The sequence below is a fragment of the Hyphomicrobium sp. genome, assembly GCF_035572195.1.
Taxonomy (GTDB): Bacteria; Pseudomonadota; Alphaproteobacteria; order Rhizobiales; family Hyphomicrobiaceae; genus Hyphomicrobium_B.
This window is the reverse complement of record NZ_DATNBA010000100.1, coordinates 1-21524: the sequence shown is the minus strand read 5'-3', so window position 1 is coordinate 21524 and position 21524 is coordinate 1. Positions and strand designations below refer to the sequence as shown.

Annotated in this window: 16 protein-coding genes; 10 read left to right on the top strand and 6 right to left on the bottom strand. The window is 61.5% G+C overall.

Features of this window, described 5'->3' with window-relative positions; translation table 11 throughout:
• The gene (gene tyrS, locus VN623_RS08535) at positions 1-1257 is read right to left on the bottom strand and encodes a tyrosine--tRNA ligase (protein WP_325570076.1); all 1257 of its coding nucleotides are present in this window, start codon (positions 1255-1257) and stop codon (positions 1-3) included.
• Between the two features lie 88 nt (positions 1258-1345).
• On the opposite strand from tyrS, the gene VN623_RS08530 reads away from it, so the two are divergent.
• Positions 1346-2470, top strand: a complete 1125-nt coding sequence (locus tag VN623_RS08530) for an anhydro-N-acetylmuramic acid kinase (protein ID WP_325570074.1) — start codon at positions 1346-1348, stop codon at positions 2468-2470.
• A gap of 36 nt (positions 2471-2506) precedes the next feature.
• Here the strand turns inward: VN623_RS08530 and VN623_RS08525 are convergent, their stop codons facing one another.
• Positions 2507-3286, bottom strand: a complete 780-nt coding sequence (locus VN623_RS08525; RefSeq protein ID WP_325570072.1) for an alpha/beta hydrolase — start codon at positions 3284-3286, stop codon at positions 2507-2509.
• 306 nt (positions 3287-3592) lie between these two features.
• Between VN623_RS08525 and VN623_RS08520 the strand changes: the two genes are divergently transcribed.
• From VN623_RS08520 to VN623_RS08490, 7 genes are all read left to right on the top strand, one after another.
• Positions 3593-5125 (top strand): aminotransferase class V-fold PLP-dependent enzyme, encoded by a 1533-nt coding sequence (locus VN623_RS08520; protein WP_325570070.1) that lies wholly within the window; start codon positions 3593-3595, stop codon positions 5123-5125.
• A 57-nt stretch (positions 5126-5182) separates the two neighbouring features.
• A complete protein-coding gene (gene sufB, locus VN623_RS08515) occupies positions 5183-6652 on the top strand; it encodes a Fe-S cluster assembly protein SufB (protein WP_325570068.1) in 1470 nt (489 codons plus the stop codon).
• A gap of 64 nt (positions 6653-6716) precedes the next feature.
• A complete protein-coding gene (gene sufC, locus VN623_RS08510) occupies positions 6717-7472 on the top strand; it encodes a Fe-S cluster assembly ATPase SufC (protein ID WP_325570066.1) in 756 nt (251 codons plus the stop codon).
• A 1-nt stretch (position 7473) separates the two neighbouring features.
• Positions 7474-8820, top strand: coding sequence for a Fe-S cluster assembly protein SufD (gene sufD, locus VN623_RS08505; RefSeq protein ID WP_325570064.1), 1347 nt, complete (start codon positions 7474-7476; stop codon positions 8818-8820).
• A gap of 12 nt (positions 8821-8832) precedes the next feature.
• Complete coding sequence (locus tag VN623_RS08500; RefSeq protein WP_325570062.1) at positions 8833-10104, top strand: cysteine desulfurase; 1272 nt, start codon at positions 8833-8835, stop codon at positions 10102-10104.
• An 82-nt stretch (positions 10105-10186) separates the two neighbouring features.
• The gene (locus VN623_RS08495) at positions 10187-10573 is read left to right on the top strand and encodes an SUF system Fe-S cluster assembly protein (RefSeq protein ID WP_414653192.1); all 387 of its coding nucleotides are present in this window, start codon (positions 10187-10189) and stop codon (positions 10571-10573) included.
• 77 nt (positions 10574-10650) lie between these two features.
• Positions 10651-11037, top strand: a complete 387-nt coding sequence (locus VN623_RS08490) for a HesB/IscA family protein (RefSeq protein ID WP_414653191.1) — start codon at positions 10651-10653, stop codon at positions 11035-11037.
• A gap of 133 nt (positions 11038-11170) precedes the next feature.
• On the opposite strand, the gene VN623_RS08485 is transcribed toward VN623_RS08490, so the two are convergent.
• Together VN623_RS08485 and VN623_RS08480 are read right to left on the bottom strand one after the other, a co-directional pair.
• Positions 11171-12895 carry a DEAD/DEAH box helicase gene (locus VN623_RS08485; RefSeq protein WP_325570058.1) on the bottom strand — a complete coding sequence of 575 codons (1725 nt, stop codon included), beginning with the start codon at positions 12893-12895 and terminating at the stop codon, positions 11171-11173.
• 301 nt (positions 12896-13196) lie between these two features.
• Entirely contained in the window at positions 13197-13874 is a 678-nt protein-coding gene (locus VN623_RS08480; RefSeq protein WP_325570056.1) for an aquaporin, read from the bottom strand.
• Positions 13875-14269: 395 nt separating this feature from the next.
• Here VN623_RS08480 and VN623_RS08475 point away from each other — a divergent pair, with 395 nt between their 5' ends.
• The gene (locus tag VN623_RS08475) at positions 14270-15688 is read left to right on the top strand and encodes a fatty acid desaturase family protein (protein ID WP_325570054.1); all 1419 of its coding nucleotides are present in this window, start codon (positions 14270-14272) and stop codon (positions 15686-15688) included.
• 14 nt (positions 15689-15702) lie between these two features.
• Here VN623_RS08475 and parE read toward each other — a convergent pair whose 3' ends face one another.
• Together parE and panC are read right to left on the bottom strand one after the other, a co-directional pair.
• Positions 15703-17712: a DNA topoisomerase IV subunit B gene (gene parE / locus VN623_RS08470; RefSeq protein WP_325570052.1), complete on the bottom strand. Its 2010-nt coding sequence runs from the start codon at positions 17710-17712 to the stop codon at positions 15703-15705.
• A gap of 172 nt (positions 17713-17884) precedes the next feature.
• Positions 17885-18733 carry a pantoate--beta-alanine ligase gene (gene panC, locus VN623_RS08465; RefSeq protein WP_325570050.1) on the bottom strand — a complete coding sequence of 283 codons (849 nt, stop codon included), beginning with the start codon at positions 18731-18733 and terminating at the stop codon, positions 17885-17887.
• A gap of 169 nt (positions 18734-18902) precedes the next feature.
• Here panC and putA point away from each other — a divergent pair.
• A partial coding sequence (gene putA, locus VN623_RS08460; protein WP_325570049.1) for a bifunctional proline dehydrogenase/L-glutamate gamma-semialdehyde dehydrogenase PutA occupies positions 18903-21524 on the top strand: 2622 nt, incomplete at its 3' end.

The window sequence follows — 21524 nt, the reverse complement described above, 5'->3', positions numbered from 1 at the left end:
TCAGACAGGCTTCAAAAGCACGTGCTTCTTCTTGCCGAGCGATAGTTTGATGACGCCACCGGCGGCTGCATCGCTGGATTTGAGAACGGCTTTGTCACTGGCAACCGCCTCGTCATTGACTTTCAAACCGCCGCCCTGGATTTGCCGTCGCGCCTCGCCATTCGAGGCGACGAGGCCCGCTTTCACGAACGCGGTCAAAACGCCGAGCCCGGCGTCAAGATCGGCGCGACTGATCTCGACTGTCGGAAGATCGGACGCGAGTGTGCCCTGCTCGAAGGTCTTGCGAGCGGTCGCGGCGGCTGCCTCGGCTTTTTCCCGGCCGTGAACCAGGGCCGTCGCTTCGGTTGCGAGCACCTTCTTGGCCTCGTTGATCTCGGCGCCGCCGAGGGCTGACAGTTTGCCGATCTCGTCGATCGGCAGCACCGTGAACAGCTTCAGAAAGCGAGGTACGTCGGCGTCTTCTGTGTTGCGCCAGAACTGCCAGTAGTCATAGGCGGAGAGCTGCTGCTCATTGAGCCAGACGGCGCCCGCCGCGGTCTTGCCCATCTTGGCGCCGGATGCGGTCGTCAGCAGCGGACAGGTCAACGCCAATAGCTGTTCCTTGAGGCCCATGCGGCGGCCAAGATCGATGCCGGTGACGATATTGCCCCACTGGTCGGAGCCGCCCATCTGAAGATTGCAGCCATAGCGGCGCGCCAGTTCGACATAGTCGTAGGCCTGCAGCAGCATGTAATTGAACTCGATGAACGAGAGTTCCTGCTCGCGATCGAGGCGGAGTTTGGCACTGTCCATCGTCAACATGCGATTGACAGAGAAATGCCGGCCGACGTCGCGCAGAAATTCGATGTAGTTGAGGGGCGCCAGCCATTCAGCGTTATCGACCATCAAGGCATCGGTGCCACCGTCCCCGAATGCCAGAAACTTCGCGAACACCTGCTTCATGCCGTTCTTGTTCTTTTCGATCTCATCGATCGAGCGAAGCTGTCGCGTTTCGTCCTTGCCCGAAGGGTCGCCCACCCGGGTCGTTCCGCCACCCATCAATGCGATGGGTTTGCCGCCGCACTTCTGAAGCCAGCTCAGCATCATGATCGATAACAGCGATCCGACGTGCAGCGACGGCGCAGTGCAATCGTAGCCGACGTAGGCCACGACGCGATTATCCGCGGCGAGCTTGTCGAGGCTTTCAAGATCCGAGCACTGGTGCATGAAGCCGCGCTCGGTCATAATCTTCAGGAAGTCGGATTTCAGTGTCGTCATTGCTATTCGAGGCTTTCGTCGGGATGACATCTGCGTGGCCGCCAACGGCGTGCGCCAAAGCGGCGGCACCATGCACGGGAAGGGGTCCATGAGCAAGGTGATGCGGGCCATCGGGCTCATGAGCGGTACGTCACTCGACGGCATCGACGTTGCGTATCTCGAAACCGACGGCGAGGACGACGTGATCCGAGGTCCCTCGCTAACGTTTCCTTACGACGACCGGATGCGAGAACTTCTGACGTCGGCCATCGCGGACGCCAGCCGGCTCACGTCGCGCGACCAGCGCCCGGCCTTGCTATCGCGCGCCGAACTCGAATTGACCGAGCACCACGCGTCGGCAGTGGCGCAATTCCTACGCAAGTCGGGCATCGAACGGTCGGCCGTCGACATCATCGGCTTTCATGGCCAGACCGTGCTGCACAAGCCGGAGGCGGGCCTGACCGTGCAGCTTGGGCGCGGGGACATGCTGGCTAATGTAACGCGCTGTCCGGTCATTTACGATCTCCGAGCTGCCGACGTCGCGGCAGGCGGGCAGGGCGCGCCGCTGGTTCCGGCGTATCACCGTGCGGTGACGGCGAAACTGCTGACGCGGCCTGTCGCCATCGTCAATGTCGGCGGCGTTTCGAACGTCACTTGGATCGGCCGCCGCAATGGTGATCTGCTCGCCTTCGACACGGGACCGGGCAATGCGCTTCTCGACGATTGGATGATGCGCCGGACCGGATCACGAATGGATAATGACGGGCTCACGGCGGGGCGCGGACGCGTCGACGAAGACGTCATCCGGTTCTATCTGAGCCATAGCTACTTCGCTGCGCAGCCGCCCAAATCTCTCGACCGCAATTCTTTTTCGACTGACCCTATGGATAGCCTGTCGACCGAGGACGGCGCCGCGACGCTGGCGGCGTTCACCGCTCAGGCAATAGCCAAGTCACGCGAGCACATGCCGGCCGAGCCCGAACTGTGGATCGTGTTGGGCGGCGGGCGGCGCAATCGCACGATCATGCGCATGCTGGCAGAACGCGTTCATTGCGCCGTCGTGCCGGCGGAGGCGGTGGGGATCGACGGCGACAGTGCGGAAGCCGAGGCCTGGGCGTATCTCGCCGTTCGTTCGGTCCGGGGCTTGCCGATCACCTTTCCCGGAACGACCGGCGTCAGCCGGCCGACGAGCGGCGGCGTACGCGCCGATCCGCCGGCCGAGCCCGCGCATTAGACGTTCAAACCGTAAGCGGTTGGGCGTCCGGATTCATTATTCTTCTTCGCTGTCGTCCTCGGCGGCGGCTGCCGGGGCAGGGCTTTGGGCCTCGAGCCGTTCGAGTTCGCGCTGGCGCTGGCGTTCACGTTCGCGCTCGCGCTCGCGCTCTTTGTTGCGCTCGCGATCCTGCTCGAACTGAACGATCCGCTCGTCCAGATACGCTCCGACGACTTTGCCGAGTTCGTCGACCTTATTTTCAAAGAAGTGGTTGGCGCCCGGCACGATCTCGTGGGTAATCTTTATTCCTCGCTGCACCTTCGTTTTGACCGACATCTCGGCTACCGCCGAAGTCGGGACGACGCGGTCCAACTCGCCGTTGATCAGCAGGCCCGACGAGGGGCATGGCGCAAGGAAGTTGAAGTCGTAGAGGTTGGCCAGCGGTGCCACGCAGACGAAGCCGTCGACCTCGGGGCGGCGCATCAACAACTGCATCGCGATCCAAGTTCCAAACGAGACGCCGGCAATCCAGCAGGTCTTGGCGTCCGGCTTGACGATCTGCAGCCAATCGAGAGCCGAGGCCGCGTCCGCGAGTTCGCCGGGGCCGCTGTCCCAGGAGCCCTGGCTGCGACCGACACCGCGGAAATTGAACCGCAGCACAGAGAAACCGCGGGCTGCGAACGTATGATAGAGCGTGTAAACCACCTGATTGTTCATCGTGCCGCCCAGCTGAGGGTGCGGGTGCAGGATGAGCGCGATGGGGCTATCGCTGTTGTTTTCGTGGTGATAACGGGCCTCGAGGCGACCGCCGGGGCCATTGATAATAAGTTCGGGCATCAGAGTTTCTCGGGTCTTGAGTGGGGGATGGCCGGCGCAAGCGCCTCGCCGCGGCTGCTAAGCGTTCAAATCCTCGTGGCTTGAATTCTCAATCCTTGACTCCAGCGCTCAGGATTTCCATAACTTTAGAACCGTTCGAAATAATGCGGCCTGGTTAATAACGGGTCTCTGGATCAGGGCGGCTCTCTTAGCACAGTCGGGGGGGCCGCATGCAAGGCAATGGATTCCGCCACCACTTGGGGTCGGCGATAGTCCGGAGGTGCAAGCGTGGAGCTGACGACCAAAGGTCGGTACGCGGTAATGGCCATGGCAGATCTTGCCAGCCACGCCAGCACAGATGCGATTCCTCTCTCTCTGATAGCAGAGCGTCAACACCTGCCGCTCGCCTATTTAGAACAGATTTTCGTGCCGTTGCGGCGTGCGGGTCTGGTTGAGAGCGCGCGCGGCCGCTTAGGTGGATATAGGCTCACGAAGCGCGCTTGCGACATTTCGATCGCAGCGGTTATGGCCGCAGTCGAAGAAGAAACACGCTTTACGCGCTGCACCGATAATGATCCGCGCTGTTCGGCCGCAACGCCGTGTCTGACGCATGGCCTGTGGAGCGCGCTGAGCGAAGCGACTTCGGAATTCATGGCAGCGGTGAGCCTCGCCGACGTCATCAAAGGCGGAAAATATTCCGCAACCTCCGAGTCCCGTCGTGTGCTGCCGTCTGCTGCCGCGTCGCGGGTCTATCTGGATTACAACGCCACGGCGCCGCTGCGCCGCGAGGCGAAGTCAGCGATGATTGCCGCACTCGATGTCGTAGGTAATGCTTCGTCGGTGCACGCGGAAGGCCGGCACGCCCGCGGCATCATCGAGGCTGCACGCGAAAATGTGGCGCGCCTTGTCGGCGCCAAGCCTTCGGAAGTCGTGTTCACCAGCGGCGCATCCGAGGCCAACGCCTGGGTGATGGCGCAGCCTTGGGCAACGATTTTAACGAGCGGCATCGAGCACGACTCCGTGCTTGCGCAAGCCCGAGCCACGACAGGCGACGTCGTGACGATTTCTACCGGGGCCGAGGGCATCGTCCGCGTCGAGGAAATTGCGGAACACGTCCTGAAGCGCGGCGTCCGGACGCCCGCGGTCGTGGCGCTGCAAATGGCGAACAACGAAACGGGCGTTATTCAGCCCGTGGCCGAGGTGGCCGCATTCGCGCGCTCACATGGACTTGCGATGCATACCGATGCAGTGCAGGCGGCAGGTCGAATTCCGATTGATTTCGCGAGCCTAGGCGTCGATACGCTCGCCCTTTCGGCGCATAAGTTTGGTGGCCCGAAAGGTGTTGGCGCGCTCGTCATTCGTGACCATATAGATCTTGTGCCGTTGCTTCGTGGTGGTGGGCAAGAACGCAGGCGCCGGGCGGGTACCGAAAATCTCGCGGCAATCGCAGGATTCGGAGCGGCCGCGTCGGTTGCCCTCGCGGAACTTGATAAAGCGGCGGCGCTTGCCGCGCTCCGCGATGGGCTCGAAGCCGAGATCCGCAGCATCAGCCCGAGAGCGATCGTCGTCGGGGAAGGTGCTTCGCGCCTTTGCAACACGACGGCCCTGGCACTTCCGGGCAAGCTCGCGGAGACGCTTGTGATCAGGCTCGATCTCGCCGGAATTGCAGTGAGCGCCGGTTCCGCGTGCTCATCGGGTAAAGTCGGCACCAGTCATGTGCTCGAGGCGATGGGCGTCGCGCGTGACGTTGCTGAAGGCACGATCCGCATCAGCATCGGACCAGCGACGACGAAAGACGATATCGGCGCGTTCGTCGCGGCATGGAAATCGATTGCCGGAGCATCGGCGCTCGCAGCGTAACGAGAACTTTGCATTGCCGCGGACTGCGGCAGGATTGTTGAAAGAGAGACGAAGAAAATGGCTGCTGTTCAGGAGACGATCGATCAAGTCAAGAAGATCGATGTCGACCAGTACAAATACGGTTTTGAGACCCGCATCGAGAGCGTCAAAGCTCCGAAGGGGCTTGATGAATCGACCGTGCGCTTCATCTCGGCCAAGAAGGGCGAGCCCGAGTGGCTTTTGACCTGGCGTCTCGAAGCGTTCCAGCGCTGGAAGGCCATGACCGAGCCGACTTGGGCGAGGGTTCATTATCCGAAGATCGATTTTCAGGACATTTATTACTATTCGGCGCCGAAATCGACGGAAGGGCCGAAGAGCCTCGCCGACGTCGATCCGCAACTGATCGCGACTTACAAAAAGCTCGGCATTCCGCTGAAGGAACAGGAGCTTTTGGCGGGCGTCTCGACCTCGCGCGTCGCGGTCGATGCCGTGTTCGACAGCGTTTCGGTCGTCACGACCTTCAAGGATGAGCTGGCCAAAGCCGGCGTCATCTTCTGCTCGATCTCGGAAGCCGTGCGCGAGCATCCCGAGCTCGTGAAGAAGTATTTGGGTTCGGTCGTGCCGCAGTCTGACAACTACTACGCGGCGCTGAACGCGGCCGTCTATTCGGACGGATCATTCGTTTACATACCGCCTGGCGTCCGATGCCCGATGGAGCTTTCGACCTATTTCCGCATGAATGAAAAGGAGACGGGCCAGTTCGAGCGTACGCTGATCATCGCCGATCGCGGTTCTTACGTATCGTATCTTGAAGGCTGTACGGCGCCGACGCGCGACACTAACCAGCTGCATGCCGCTGTGGTCGAGCTGATCGCGCTCGATGACGCCGAGATCAAGTATTCGACGGTACAGAACTGGTATCCGGGCGATAGCGAAGGCAAGGGCGGAATTTACAACTTCGTGACGAAGCGCGGTGACTGCCGCGGCAACCGGTCGAAGATTTCGTGGACGCAGGTCGAAACGGGTTCCGCAATCACGTGGAAGTACCCGAGCTGTATTTTGCGCGGCGACGATACGCGCGGCGAATTCTATTCGATCGCGGTTTCGAACGGCCATCAGCAGGTCGACAGCGGCACGAAGATGATTCACCTCGGCAAGAATTCGTCGAGTCGCATCATCTCGAAGGGCATCGCGGCGGGATATTCGCAAAATACCTATCGCGGACTTGTGTCGGCGCATCGCAAGGCGACGAACGTCAGGAACTTCACGAACTGCGACTCGCTGCTGATAGGCGACAAGTGCGGCGCGCACACCGTGCCCTACATCGAGGCCAAGAATTCGAGCGCGCATTTCGAACACGAAGCGACGACGTCGAAGATTTCCGACGACATGCTGTTCTACTGCCGCCAGCGCGGGCTTTCTTCGGAAGAAGCCATCGCTCTGGTCGTCAACGGTTTCGTCCGCGACGTGCTGCAGCACCTGCCGATGGAGTTCATGGCCGAGACGCAGAAGCTGATCGGGATTTCGCTCGAAGGCAGCGTCGGTTGAGAATTTCTCTCTCCCCGCACGTGGGGAGAGAGTAACGGAACGAGAGTTGAGAAGGCTTAGGGAAATGCTTGAAATCAAGAATCTGCACGTGAAGCTCGCTGATGAGGATCGGGTGATCCTCAAGGGGCTGTCGCTCGAAGTTCCGAAGGGCGAGGTGCACGCCATCATGGGTCCGAACGGTTCGGGCAAGTCGACGCTCGCCTATGTGCTGGCAGGCCGCGACGGCTATGAGGTGACCGAAGGGAACATCCTGTGGAACGGCGAATCGATCCTCGATATGGAACCGGATGTGCGTGCCGCGAAGGGTGTCTTCCTGGCCTTCCAGTATCCGATGGAAATTCCGGGGGTCGCGGGCCTGACGTTTCTGCGCACGGCGCTCAATGCGTTGAAGAAAAAGCGCGGCGAAAAGGAACTGACGACGCCGGCCTTCATGAAGCTCGTCAAGGAGAAGGGCAATAAGCTCAACATCGATGTCGAGATGCTGAAGCGCCCGGTCAACGTCGGGTTTTCGGGCGGCGAGAAAAAGCGCTCCGAGATCCTGCAGATGGCGCTTCTCGAGCCGACGCTTTGCGTTTTGGATGAAACGGATTCGGGCCTCGATATCGACGCTTTGCGGATCGTCGCAGATGGCGTCAACGCGTTGCGCTCGAAGGATCGGGCTTTCCTCGTCATCACGCATTATCAGCGATTGCTGAACTACATCGTGCCGGACAAAGTCCATGTGCTCGCCGACGGGCGCATCCAGAAGACCGGCGGCAAAGAACTCGCACTCGAACTCGAGAAGTCCGGCTACGCGGGCTACAGTGGCAAGGCAGCTTAAAATGAACGTAGCAGTGATGAAAACGAAGGCCGAGCAGGCCTTCTCCGAAGCATTCGAAGCTGCCGCCGGAAAATTGCCGGGCAGCGCGGCAGTCAAGGCGCGCCGCGCCGAGGCGATCGGCAAATTCAGCACGCTTGGCCTACCGCACCGGCGGATCGAGGAATGGAAATACACAGACCTGCGCGCCAACCTCAAAGAGGCGCTGCCGCCTGCGATCCATGACAAGACGCCGCTGACAATCGCGGAGCTGATCGTGGCGCTTGGTCCCTTGGCGCACGTCGACGCCTACCGCGTCGCCTTCGTCAACGGTCAGCATCGCGCCGAGCTTGATGATGTCAGCGAGGCGCCGGGATTGGACGTGGCGTTGCTTGGCAAAGTGCTCGATTCCGCGCCGGAAAAGACTGCGAACCGTCTCATCGCGGCGGCCGAAGGGGAGGGCGCGGTCGCAGCGCTCAACGCGGCGTTCATGACGGATGGTGCGATCGTCCGCGTTGCGGAAGGCGCCGCATTGGCAAAACCGCTGCTGATCGTTTTCGTCAGAGCCGGAGCCGAGGCGCGTTCGGTCGCTGTCCGCAATGTCATCAATATCGGCGATGGCGCGACGGCGACGATCATCGAAGCGCACGTGGTGCTGCCGGGTGCAACGCCGGATGTTCAGGTCAACGCTCTGAATGAGGTTTTGGTCGGGAAGGGCGCGGGGCTCGATCACGCCAAGGTTGCCGTCGATGGCGGCAAGTGCGTGCATCTTTCCAACTGGGCTGTCACGCTCGGAGCCAACGCGACGTACCGTGGATTTCAGTTCTCTGTCGGACTGGGCTTGGCGCGCAACGAAATCAATGTCGTCTATGCGGGCGAAGGCGGCAAGCTCGACCTGTCAGGCGCTTACCTCGCCCGCGGCGGAGAACACATCGACACGACTCTCGTCGTCGATCATGCCGTTCCCCGGTGCGAGAGCCGCGAGCTGTTCAAGGGTGTGCTCGATGGCCACGCGCGCGGCGTGTTCCAGGGTAAGGTCATCGTCCGCCCCGACGCGCAGAAGAGCGATGGCAAGCAGATGTCGCAAGCCTTGATGTTGTCGGAAGATGCCGAGTTCGATTCAAAGCCGGAACTCGAGATTTTTGCCGATGATGTCGTGTGTGGTCACGGTACGACGTCGGCGCAGCTCGATCCCGATCTGCTGTTTTATTGCCGCTCGCGCGGCATCCCCGAGGACGAGGCGCGGGCCTTGATGATTGAATCGTTCATCGGCGAGGCGCTCGATAAGGTCGAACACGCCGAAATTAGAACCGCCCTCCAATCATACGCGACGAGCTGGCTTGCCGGTTCGGTTCGCGCGGTCAGGACCTAGATGGAAAGCGAGATGCAAGTCTCTGCAGTTCGAAGCACGGCCTCGCAGGCGGGGCTGACCGCGGCTCCTTACGACGTCGAGCTTATTCGAGCCGACTTCCCGATCCTCTTTCGCGAGGTGCATGGTCGTCCGCTCGTCTATCTCGATAACGGCGCCTCGGCGCAGAAGCCGCGCTCCGTCCTGGAGGCGATGGATCACGCCTACCGCTACGAATACGCCAACGTGCATCGCGGGCTGCATCATCTCTCGAACGTTGCGACGGATCACTACGAAGCTGCGCGCGAAACGGTGCGCCGCTTCCTCAACGCCGAGCATGCCGATGAGATCATCTTCACCCGCAACGCCACGAGTGCCATCAATCTCGTGGCGCGGTCGTTCGGCGAACCCCGGATCGCCGCGGGCGATGAAATCCTCATAACGATCATGGAGCACCACGCCAACATCGTTCCTTGGCATTTCCTGCGCGAGCGGAAAGGCGCGGTTCTGACATGGGCGCCGATGACCGACGGCGGCGAACTCATCATTGAAAAGCTTGACCGGCTGATCACGAAGCGCACGAAGCTGGTCGCCGTCACGCACATGTCGAATGTGCTCGGCACCATTACTCCGGTCAAAGAGATCATTCGCTTGGCGCACGCCAAGGGCGTGCCTGTGCTCGTCGATGGCAGTCAGGCCGCCGTGCACATGAGCGTCGACGTGCGCGATCTCGATTGCGATTTCTACGTGTTCACCGGCCACAAGACTTACGGGCCGTCCGGCATCGGTGTGCTCTACGCGAAGCGCGAACACCTGGAGACGATGCCGCCCTACGAAGGCGGCGGCGACATGATCGAAAGCGTCACCGTCGATCGCATCACCTACAACAAGGCGCCGCACAAATTCGAAGCGGGTACGCCGGCGATCGTGGAAGCGATCGGGCTCGGTGCCGCGCTCAACTACATGATGCAGATCGGGCGCGAGAAGATCGCACGCCACGAAGCCGAGATTGGAGCGTATGCGGCGGAGCGCCTAGCGGAATTGCCGTGGCTTAAGCTCTACGGAACGGCTCCGGGCAAGGGCGCGATCTTTTCGTTTACCATCGATGGGCTGCACCCGCACGACGTTTCGACGATCATCGACCGATCGGGCGTCGCGACGCGGGCTGGCCATCATTGCGCGCAGCCGCTGATGGATCGCCTCGGCGTGACGGCAACCTGCCGGGCCTCATTCGCGTTGTACAATACCAAGGCCGAGGTTGACGCGCTGATCACGGCGCTGACCAAAGCGCATGACCTGTTTGCCTAAGGAAATCCCGATGGATGGGAAGCAGATTGAAGACCGCGAAGTGCTGAAGACGGCCGTCGAGGCGCTTGATGCGCCGTCGACGGTGTCAGCGGACGCCGCCGCGCCGACGGAAGGTGGCACTTCTGCTGCCTCTGAAAATACGGGGGCTTTGCCGCCTGAGGAAATCGACCGTCTGACGACCGAGATCGTGGCTGCCTTGAAGACGGTTTACGATCCCGAAATTCCGGCCGACATCTATGAACTTGGTTTGATCTACAAGGTAGAGATCGACGATAGCCGCAACGTCGCCATCGATATGACGCTGACGGCGCCGGGCTGCCCGGTCGCCGGCGAGATGCCGATCTGGGTCGAAAATGCGGTTAGCGCCGTGCCGGGCATAGCGGGTACCACGGTCAAGATCGTGTTCGATCCGCCATGGGATCAGAGCCGCATGTCGGACGAAGCCAAGCTCGCGGTGGGCATGTTCTGACGCCGCACTCGCTTTTGCCCGGCGATTTCCCATATATTGGGCGAAGCACCATCACGACCCGCAACTCGGAGGCCCACGTGCCCTCGCTCAGAATGATGCCCAAGGTTTTGACGCTCACCGATGCCGCCGCGTCGCGTGTGGCGGCGCTCATTGCTCAGAAGCCTGGCGTCAAGGCCCTGAAGATCGGCCTCAAAAAGGGCGGCTGCGCCGGTATGGAATACACGATGACGTGGTCCGATGAGATCGGCAAATTCGACGAGATCATCGAGGAGAAGGGGGCGATCGTACTGATCGACCCGGCTGCGATCATGTATCTGATCGGCAGCGAAATGGATTTCAAAACCGACAAGCTCTCGTCGCAGTTCGTGTTCAACAACCCGAACCAGAAGAGCGCCTGCGGCTGCGGAGAGAGCGTCAACCTCGAACCGTCGACGCCTGCCGGTTTCGCTCCCGCGGAAAGCTAAAACTTGGCCCGGTCACGGGCTTGCCGACAGGCACGGTGCGCCGACGTTGGAATGCGAAGGTTGGATGGCCGGGTCAAGCCCGGCCATATCGTTATGGGGTGTTCCATCCTGGACGGAACGCTCCTGAAGGCCTTCAGCCTCTGCCGGGCACTTTCAACGGGCGCGAGGATTTGCGCATGAAGGCCGGAACGTTTTCTTCAAACCCCAGTCGCTCGTTCGTTTTGCGGGGCGGGGGTGCCTTCTGATCCTTTGCTGCATCCCGGGCTTCGGGCTGTCGCTCCGTGGGGCGGCCACGACGCGGCGCCCGAGGTTCGTCCGTCCATGCGTCGGAGGTTGGCGCACGTGTGGCCGATCGTTGCGGTTCGGCGCGTCGAGGTTCATCGAAGCGCGGTTGTGGTTGTTCTTCCCGACGTGGACGCTCGCGCTCCGGCCGGCGCTCTGCGGGCTTCGGCCGTCCGCTTCTGTGACGAGGCTCGGCCGCGCGCTGAGCGGGACCGGCGCTGTCGCGGGCGTTCGCAGCCTCTGGGAGAGGCGCTTCGCGCCGGGCAGGAGTTTCGCGTCGGGCGGGAACTTCGCGCGGAGCAGGAGCTACTCCGTTGACCCTCGGAGTATCAGAGTGGCGCGCTTCGCGGCTTCCACGATGCGGCTTGCTGAACTTATCAGATGCAACGCGCCCGCCTCGGCCACGACGCCTTTTGCCGGCGCCGGCGATATCTTCTTCGGTCGGCGGATCCCCGAGCCAAACTGCAGTTTCGCCGGTGACCTTCTCGATATCCTTCACGAATTTCAAGTCATCAGGGCTGACCAGCGAAATGGACTGGCCCTCGCGGCCGGCTCGTCCGGTACGACCGATGCGGTGGACATAGTCGTCGGCAGCCCAAGGCAGATCGAAATTGAAAATGTGCGACACGTCCGGAATGTCTAGACCGCGGGCCGCAACGTCGGAGGCGGCAAGCAGCATGATCTCATCGTTGCGGAACTTGTCGAGCGTCTCGGTCCGGGCCGACTGTTCCATGTCGCCGTGCAGCGCGCCGGCATTGAAGCCGTGTTTTGCCAGCGACTTGTGCAGCACCGCGACATCGCGCTTGCGGTTGCAGAAAATGATGGCGTTCTTGACGTTGCCGTTGCGGATCAGATCGCGAAGTACTTCTCGCTTTGCCCAGTCTTCGCCGTTGGCGCAATAGACGAAGCGTTGCGTGATGGTTGCCGCGGTCGTTGCCGGCTTGGCAACCTCGATCCGCACGGGGTCGTTCAGGAACTGATTGACTAGGCGCGTGATTTCGGCGGGCATCGTTGCCGAGAAGAACAGCGTCTGCCGTCGCGTCGGCAGGAGTTTGCAGATTTTCTCGATGTCCGGAATGAAGCCCATGTCGAGCATCCGGTCGGCTTCGTCGATGACCAGGATTTCGACGCCCATCAGCATGATGCGGCCGCGCCCGAAATGATCGAGTAGACGCCCGGGCGTCGCGATCAGCACGTCGACGCCACGGTCGAGCTTCTTCACCTGATCGTCCATCGACACGCCACCGATCAGAAGCGCCAATTGCAGCTTGTGATTGACGCCATATTTTTCGAAGCTTTGCGCCACCTGTGCCGCAAGTTCGCGCGTCGGCGCCAGGATCAACGAGCGCGGCATACGCGCCCGTGCGCGTCCCGACTCGAGCCGGGCGATCATCGGAAGAACGAAGGATGCTGTCTTGCCGGTGCCCGTCTGGGCGATGCCGAGCACATCGCGGCCCGTTAGGACAACCGGAATGGCGGCGGCTTGTATCGGGGTAGGATTGACATAGCCTGCGGCTGTCACGGCCGCCTGTACCTTGGGTGAGAGCCCGAGGTCAGCGAATGTCTTGGTTTCCAAAAGTTCTAATCTCCATCTGCACAGCCCGCTTGTTCCGGCGCAGCGGCACCGGACTATCGATCAAGAGCGCAGGGGGATAAGTGCCGAAAAGGACCAAAGCCAAATGGGGGGTGCGGATCGAAAAACATTAAAGAACGCGCAAATCGATCCCCTGCGCTCCGGCACGCTCGCGTGCTCGCATACATCCCGCTCTGGCGCAAGAAAAACCGCTTAGTTCGGGCGTTTTAGGCCGCGAGGTACTGTCACAGGGTGGCAACGTGGGCAGGGCGGCGCAGTGAGCGCCGCCCCGATAGGCTCTGCACTAGCCCTGTTCGTCGAGCAACCATTTGCCAAAGAGGCCACCAATGACGCCTCCGAGGATCGGCGCCACCCAGAATAGCCAGACTTGGGACAACGCTTCGCCGCCCGCGTAAATCGCCGTGGCCGTGCTTCGGGCCGGGTTGACGGACGCATTGGAGATCGGAATGGCCATGATGTGAATGGCGGTCAGTGTCAGGCCGATGGCGAGAGGCGCCAGCAGGCTTGGGCCGTTAGCGCGCGTCACGCCCATGATGACGACGAGAAAGAAAGCCGTCAGCACCGTCTCGAGGATGAAGACCTGCGACATGGTCGCCTTGAGCATCGACAGGTCACCCCAGCCGTTCGATGCGAAACTGGCACCCGTATGACCAACCAATGAGAATATTCCGCAAGCGGCGCAACCGCCGAGGACTTGGGCAATGATGTAGGGGAGCGCCTTGCTGGCTTCGAACCGGCCTCCAGCGACAAGGCCCAGCGTCACGGCGGGATTGTAATGTCCGCCCGAGATCGAACCGAGGGCGAAGATCAGGACCATGACTGTGCAGCCGATCGATAGAGCCACTCCGAGAATGCCTGCGGCGCCGGCCGGTGCTCCGAACGAGTAAAACGCCGCACCCAGAACCGATGCGACGAGCATGAAAGTGCCGAATGCCTCGGCTGCGAGAGCCCTGTTGTTCATTCGTTATGGTTCTCCCAATTGCCCATGAAGTGAAACCCGGCCGCTTTTACAGCGTTGCGCCTAAGTGGCATGCGGCCGCGGATTGCGCTCAAACTCCGCTTTAGCGGCGAATCATTTGGACGCGCCGGGATGGTACCCGAGGCTTCGAGTTTGGGGGAGGTCCGACGGCTAAGAGCGGTACGACCGCTTGCGGCGAAAATTGTTAATAAACGGTGACAAGCGCAGCCGGGCTTATTTGCCGTATTAGCTAAAATGATTTTCTGAGCGATCATCGATGGCGTAGGGTTGATGGCATGGCATTGAACAGCGTAATTGACGCCGGGTCGAGGGTTCCCGGCAGGGCCGGCCGAGGACGATCCGCAAGGCCGGCCTGAAAATCGCGAGGATCTCGACCGATGAGTGCGAATGCCGGGCCGGCAATAAAAATTGGGGATATGGCGCGGACCTCTTCTGCGGCCGGGTCAACCCGCAAAGCTGCGCCTCGCACCAAAGGCGTGCGCCGCGGCGACGCCATTCGCGAGCTGAAAAAGCGAGATAACTATACGAATTTCGTCCACATCGGGCGGGTATATTTGGTGATCATCGCCACGATCGCCGGCACGATCTGGAGCTATAGCCTCGTCGCCGCGGCGGGCCTCGGCTGGTGGTGGAATATTCCGGCGACCCTCGTCGCGATCATTGTCATTGGAGCGTCGCAACATCAGTTCGGCGGTGTCATTCACGAAGGCACGCACTTCATCCTTTTCGACAATAAGAAATTCAACGAGCTGATGTCGGATTGGCTTGCAGCATTTCCGATCTACACCTCGACGTTCCAATTCCGGCTACATCACCTGGCGCATCACCAGTTCATCAACGACCCCGTGCGCGATCCCGATTGTTCGCAGCTCCACGACAGCGGCCACGATCTCGATTTTCCGATCACCCATTTCGATATGCTTCGAGCGCTGCTGAAGCAGATTTGGCTGCCAAATCTATTCCGCTACACGTTGGTGCGGGCGCGCTACAGCTCACTTGGAACCGGCAACAATCCGTATCTCGATCAGGAACATCGCGGCGAGCAGCTGCCGACGCTCGCCGGCATCCTTTACGCCGTCGGCGCACCGGCAGCCGCCATTCCGCTCGTCGATATCGGGCACGGCGCCTGGGCGCTTGCCGTGCTCGGCGTCTTGACGGCCATCACGATCATCTATTTCGCGCGCCTCCACGAAGACAAGCTACCGCACGCGCACGTCGAGACGGTCATTTCGCATAGGGCGACCAACATCAGCCGCATTGCCTACATGGCGATCGTCTACGCGGTGATCACGGCCATCCAAGCCGCTGGATGGGGGCCGGCCTGGACCGACTACGGGGTTCTCTGGATCATCCCGCTGTTCACGACGTTTCCGCTGTTCATGATCATGAGGCAGTGGGTTCAGCACGGCAACGCCGATCGTGGACGCTACACGAATACGCGAGTTTTTCTGGTCAATCCGTTTATCCGCTATGCCATTTTTCCATTCGGCATGGACTATCACCTGCCGCACCACATCTATGCTTCGGTGCCGCACTTCAAGTTGAAGGGCTTGCACGATCTGCTCCTGCAGGATCCTGACTATCGGGAAAAGGGGGTGGTCGTCGAAGGCTACTTCAATTCGCCCTACGGTGAGGTAGAGGAACGAAATCCGACGGTCATCGAAGTTCTCGGCGACAAGTATGCGCCGAAGCCCGATGGCGACGTTTACATCGACACCGATACGCTCGAATACGCGGACGTGAAAAATCCCGAAGCCATCGCGCGCCAGAACGAGGCGTCCGTTCGCGGTAGCTGACGACGGATTGCGCGCTAGATATCGAGGTCCTTGGCGAAGGCGGCGTGCTCCTGAATGAAGCGGAAGCGCGCCTCCGGTTTCGATCCCATAAGAGCGTTGACGACCTCGGTGAGACCGGCGCGTTCGCCGTCGCCGATTGCGACGCGCAATAGCATGCGCCGCTTCTTGTCCATCGTCGTCTCTTTCAAATCCTTGAAGTCCATCTCGCCGAGACCCTTGAAGCGCGTCACCTTCGGTTTGCGGTTCTTGAAGCGCGTCGCCAGAAGCTCATCGCGATGCGCTTCATTGCGCGCGTAGGCGACATCGGCCTTGTCCGAAATTTTGTAGAGCGGCGGTACGGCCAGGAAAAGATGGCCGTTTTCGACCAGATCCGGCATCTCCTGATAGAAGAACGTAATGAGGAGCGACGCGATGTGGGCGCCGTCGACGTCGGCGTCAGTCATGATGATAACGCGCTCATAGCGCAGGTCTTCGTCGCGATATTTGGTGCCGATGCCGGCTCCGAGAGCCTGGACGAGATCACTCAACAGTTGGTTCTGCGACAGCTTCGCCGATGAGGCGTTGGCGACGTTCAGGATCTTGCCGCGCAACGGCAGGATGGCCTGCGTTTCGCGATCGCGGGCGCTCTTCGCGCTGCCGCCGGCGGAATCGCCTTCGACGATGAAGATTTCGGTGCCGGCCGCCTGCTGGATCGAGCAATCGGCAAGTTTGCCGGGAAGGCGCAGCTTGCGTGTTGCGGACTGTCGGCCAACTTCCTTTTCACGACGGCGCTTCAGGCGATCTTCCGCCTGATCGACGGTCCATTCGAGCAGTTTGGTCGCCTGTTGCGGAGAATCGGCGAGCCAATGGTCGAAGGCGTCGCGCACTGCCGTTTCGACGATCTTTGTCGCCTCGGCGGTCGCGAGCTTGTCCTTGGTCTGGCCCTGGAATTCCGGTTCGCGAATGAAAACGGAAAGCATCGAGGCCGCCGTGCCCATCACGTCTTCGGACGTGATCTGCTGCGCCTTCTTGCTGCCTGTCAGTTCGCCGTAGGCTCTGAGGCCCTTATAGAGCGCCTGTCGCAGGCCGTTCTCGTGCGTGCCGCCTTCAGCTGTCGGGATGGTGTTGCAATAGGACAGGGAAAAACCGTCCTCGTCCGCAATCCAGGCGACAGCCCATTCGACAGATCCGTGGCCGCCGTCCTTTTCGACACGGCCCGAAAAAATATCCTTCGTGATGCGCGTCTGGCCTTCGATCGAGCCTGTCAGGTAGTCGCTCAATCCACCGGGGAAATGAAAAACGGCCTCGGCCGGCGTTTCGTCCTTGATAAGCTCCGGCGCGCACTTCCAGCGGATTTCGACGCCGCCGAAAAGGAAGGCTTTCGAGCGCGACATCTTGAAGACGCGAGCCGGCTTGAACGCGGCGCCCTTGCCGAAGATCTTCTCGTCCGGCTTGAAGCGCACCTTCGTGCCGCGCCGGTTCATGATCGATCCAAGTTTTTCGAGCTTGGTGACGGGTTCGCCGCGCGCGAAGACCATGCGGTAAAGCTGCTGGTCGCGCGCCACCTGGACTTCAAGCGTTTCCGATAGTGCATTGACGACCGAGACGCCGACGCCGTGCAAACCGCCCGAGGTATTGTAGGCCTTGCTGTCGAACTTGCCGCCGGCGTGCAGCACCGTCATCACGACCTGCAGCGTGCTGATGCTCTTGTTTTTTGGGTACGGCCCGACGGGGATGCCGCGGCCGTTGTCCGTGACCGTCAGAAATCCATCCGCCCCAAGCTCAACCTCGATCCACGACGCATGTCCGGCGACCGCCTCGTCCATGGCGTTGTCGATCACCTCGGCGAACAGGTGGTGCATCGCCTTTTCATCCGTGCCGCCGATATACATGCCGGGGCGGCGGCGGACGGGCTCGAGGCCTTCGAGGACTTCGATGTCATCTTCGCTGTAGCTGCCGCTTTCGGCGGGCTTTCGTGCGCGCGACGATTTTATGATCATTTCGCTGTCGGATTCCGAAAAGAGGTCAGTCTGTGATCTGCCCATATGCAGCCCTCAATCCTGCCGCGGCGATGACCACGCCTCCGGAAGCAGAGCGGCGCGACGCACGACAGCGGAGCCGCTGAGCGAATCTTGTTGCACGCTTATAGCCCGATGCGGCCGTGCGCCACCATGCGCCGATTGGCGTTTGTGGCTAAGCGGCAACGCACGGCGAGCGTCATACCGCCACGTTGTCGATTAACCGGGTCTTGCCGAGCCAGACAGCGGCGAGGACTCGGAAAGATTTTCCGCTGCCAGCCGCCATGACAAGAGTTTCGGCGTCGCGAACCTCGATATAGTCAATTTTCTGAAAGCCGGCGGCCGTCAGTTCTGCCCTTGCTTCCGACGTCGCTGCCTCGATAGGGGTGCCCGATGCAACTTTCCGGGCGACGGCTGAAACTGCTGCATAAAGAGCAGGCGCAATGGCTCGCTCGGCCTCGGTGAGGTAGGCGTTGCGCGACGACAACGCTAAGCCGTCCTTTTCGCGGCTGATCGGCGCGGCGACTAGCTTCAGCGGCATATCGAGATCGCGAACCATCTGCCGGAGCACCGCGAGCTGCTGATAGTCCTTCTCGCCGAAGATCGCGAAATCGGGCGTGACCTGATTGAATAGCTTGCAGCATACCGTCGCAACGCCGCCGAAGTGGTGGGGGCGGAATGCACCTTCGAGGTCCGCCGCGGCGCTTCCCGCCTCGATGCGGGTCGACGTGCCCTCCGGATACATTTCCTCGACGCTCGGGCTCCAGACGAGGTCGGCGCCGACCTTGGCGAGTTTTTCGAGGTCGCCGGCTTCGTCCCGGGGGTAGCGCGCCAGATCCTCGTGCGGCGCGAACTGGGTCGGATTGACGAAGATCGATACGACGGCCTTATCGGCCTTCTTTTTGGCAAGCCTGACCAGCGAGATATGCCCGGCGTGGAGGGCGCCCATCGTCGGAACCAGCGCGACAGTCTTGCCGGCTTTACGCCATTTAGCGGTGACTTTTCGCAGATCCCGAACGGTGCGAACGATTTTGACGGATTCGGCCACGACTGACGTCCTTCGAGCAAATTCGGGGCAGTCGTGCCGGTATCAGAGGCAACCCGTCAAGGGCATAGGCGCCGCGGCCTGGAGAGTGGAGAGGCAAGCGTTTGCCGATCTGCTAATCTCCCTCGACGGGCGAATCGCTAACGTCGCCTGAATCTCAGCGGGTCATGGCATGGTCGCGGCATTGCGGCGTGAGGACAGCGTGGCGCAACGGGTTCTTCCCCCTCGGGACGAATTTGTGCCCCGGTATTTAATGGACGAGCCGAGGCTCGTCGGCGCGTTGATCGAGCGGGCGCTTTTCACCGAGGACGAGCGCCGACGCGCCGCCGACGTGGCGCGTCGTCTCGTGCTCGGGGCGCGTGCCGACAAAGCCAATAACGCCGGCATCGATGCCTTCATGCACGAGTATGGCCTCGCGACGGACGAGGGCGTCATCTTGATGTGCCTCGCCGAAGCGCTGCTCAGAATTCCCGACGCCGAAACGGCGAACGCGTTCATCGCAGATAAGATATCGGGCGGCGCGTGGGAAAAGCACCTCGGCCATTCCGACAGCCTGTTCGTCAACGCCTCGACCTGGGGATTGCTGCTGACGGGCCGTGTCGTGAAGCTCAAAGAGGCGAAGGGCGCCAATCCGATCCAGGCGATGAAGCGTCTGGTGGCGCGTTCGGGCGAGTCGACCATTCGCCTTGCCGTGCGCCGGGCCGTGCGGCTTCTCGGCGAGCAGTTTGTATTGGGCACGACCATCGAAAGCGCCTTGGCGCGAGCCCACGTGTTCGAGGCCAAGGGCTATCGATTTTCCTACGACATGCTTGGGGAAACGGCGCGCTCTGAGAGGGACGCCGAGCGTTATTTTCAGCGCTACATGGAGGCGATCGAGGCCGTCGGTACCGACGCCGGCGTCTTTACGGCAACGAACGCTGACGCCATATTCGAGCGGCCATCGATCTCGGTGAAGTTGTCGGCGCTGCATCCGCGTTTCGAACCGGGGAAAGAAAGGCGGCTTCGCGCCGAGTTGGCGCCGCGGCTCTTGACGCTGGCCCGGGCGGCGCGCGCGAAAGGCCTCAGCCTCACCGTTGACGCAGAAGAGCAGGACCGCCTCGACATCACGGCGGAGCTGTTCGGAGAAACGCTCGTCAATCCGCAGCTCGACGGCTGGAACGGTTTGGGCATCGCCGTGCAGGCCTATGGCAAGCGCGCGATTCCGTTGATCCGATGGCTACGCCGCGTCGCCGAGCAAAACGGCAAGCGCATTCCCGTTCGCCTCGTCAAGGGTGCCTACTGGGATAGCGAGATCAAGTGGGCCCAGGAGCGCGGGCTCGAAGACTATCCGGTGTTTTCCCGCAAGCTCCACACGGATGTCTCTTATCTTGCAGCGATGCGGCTTTTGCTCTCCGACTCTGCGGCGTTCTATCCGCAGTTCGCAACGCATAACGCCCACACGGTCGCGTCGGCGTTCGTGGCGGGCGGCGCGGTCGAATTCGAATATCAGCGCCTGCACGGCATGGGCGAAGCTCTCTACGAGCAGATCGCCGGTGAAGCCAAATTCAACCGGCCATGCCGGATTTATGCGCCGGTCGGCGGCCACGAGGATTTGCTCGGCTATCTGGTGCGCCGCCTGCTTGAGAATGGCGCCAACACGTCGTTCGTGAATCGGCTCGGCAACGACGAAATGTCGGTCTCCGAGATCATCGCCGATCCGGTTGAAATCGCCGATCGCGAGTTCGTATCCGGCGAACGCGTGCCGCTTATCGTCCGGCCGCGAGATATCTTTTTGCCGGAGCGCAAAAACAGCGCCGGAGCCTTGCTCGTCGAGGCAAGCGTGCGCCGGGCGCTGCAGGCCGACATATCCAAGGTTTTGAAAACGCCCTTCGCTTCAGGGCCGATCATCAACGGCAACGCAACGACCGGCGGAGATGCCGCATCGCTCGTCGTCTCTCCGCACGATCATCGCGAGCGCATCGGCACCGTGCGCCTCGCAACGCCGCAGAATCTTGAAGACGCGCTCGCCGCAGCCACGACCGCGGCGGCGGGGTGGGCGCAAACGGACGCTTCCGAGCGGGCACGGATTCTCGAGTTCGCGGCAGAGCTTTTCGAACGTGACCGCGCGACGCTGATGGCAGTGCTTGTTCGTGAAGCCGGAAAGACCCTCGAAGCTGCGCACGGCGAAGTGCGCGAAGCTGTTGACTATCTCCGCTACTATGCGGCCGAGGCGCGGCGGCTGTTCTCCGGCCCCGTCCGGCTTCGAGGTCCGACGGGCGAAGAGAACACCTTGACGCTGCGCGGGCGCGGACCGATCGCCTGCATATCGCCGTGGAATTTTCCAATCGCAATCTTTACGGGGCAGGTCGCCGCGGCGCTTGCCGCCGGCAATCCGGTCGTTGCCAAGCCCGCCGAGCAGACGCCGATCGCGGGCTTTCTCGCGGTCAATCTGCTGCACGAGGCCGGCGTGCCGCGCGACGCGCTGCACCTCGTTACCGGCGGCGGCAAACTTGGCGACGCTTTGATCAAGGATCTGCGTATTCAAGGCGTCGCGTTCACCGGCTCCAATGATACGGCGTGGTCGATCCAACGGGCGCTGGCGGACCGGCGAAGCGCCATCATTCCCTTCATTGCCGAGACTGGTGGCATCAACGCAATGATTGCAGATTCCTCGGCTCTGCCGGAGCAGGTGGTCCGCGATGCCGTACGGTCCGCTTTCGACAGTGCCGGGCAGCGCTGCTCGGCGGCGCGCGTCTTGTTCGTTCAGGACGACAACGCGCCTCGCATCAAAGCCATGCTGGCAGGCGCCATCGAG

Excerpts from the sequence above, each read along its gene's own strand:
- tyrS (WP_325570076.1), bottom strand. The coding sequence starts at position 1,257 with ATGACGACACTGAAATCCGACTTCCTGAAGATTATGACCGAGCGCGGC.
- VN623_RS08530 (WP_325570074.1), top strand. The coding sequence starts at position 1,346 with ATGAGCAAGGTGATGCGGGCCATCGGGCTCATGAGCGGTACGTCACTC.
- VN623_RS08525 (WP_325570072.1), bottom strand. The coding sequence starts at position 3,286 with ATGCCCGAACTTATTATCAATGGCCCCGGCGGTCGCCTCGAGGCCCGT.
- VN623_RS08520 (WP_325570070.1), top strand. The coding sequence starts at position 3,593 with ATGGCAGATCTTGCCAGCCACGCCAGCACAGATGCGATTCCTCTCTCT.
- sufB (WP_325570068.1), top strand. The coding sequence starts at position 5,183 with ATGGCTGCTGTTCAGGAGACGATCGATCAAGTCAAGAAGATCGATGTC.
- sufC (WP_325570066.1), top strand. The coding sequence starts at position 6,717 with ATGCTTGAAATCAAGAATCTGCACGTGAAGCTCGCTGATGAGGATCGG.
- sufD (WP_325570064.1), top strand. The coding sequence starts at position 7,474 with ATGAACGTAGCAGTGATGAAAACGAAGGCCGAGCAGGCCTTCTCCGAA.
- VN623_RS08500 (WP_325570062.1), top strand. The coding sequence starts at position 8,833 with ATGCAAGTCTCTGCAGTTCGAAGCACGGCCTCGCAGGCGGGGCTGACC.
- VN623_RS08480 (WP_325570056.1), bottom strand. The coding sequence starts at position 13,874 with ATGAACAACAGGGCTCTCGCAGCCGAGGCATTCGGCACTTTCATGCTC.
- VN623_RS08475 (WP_325570054.1), top strand. The coding sequence starts at position 14,270 with ATGAGTGCGAATGCCGGGCCGGCAATAAAAATTGGGGATATGGCGCGG.
- parE (WP_325570052.1), bottom strand. The coding sequence starts at position 17,712 with ATGGGCAGATCACAGACTGACCTCTTTTCGGAATCCGACAGCGAAATG.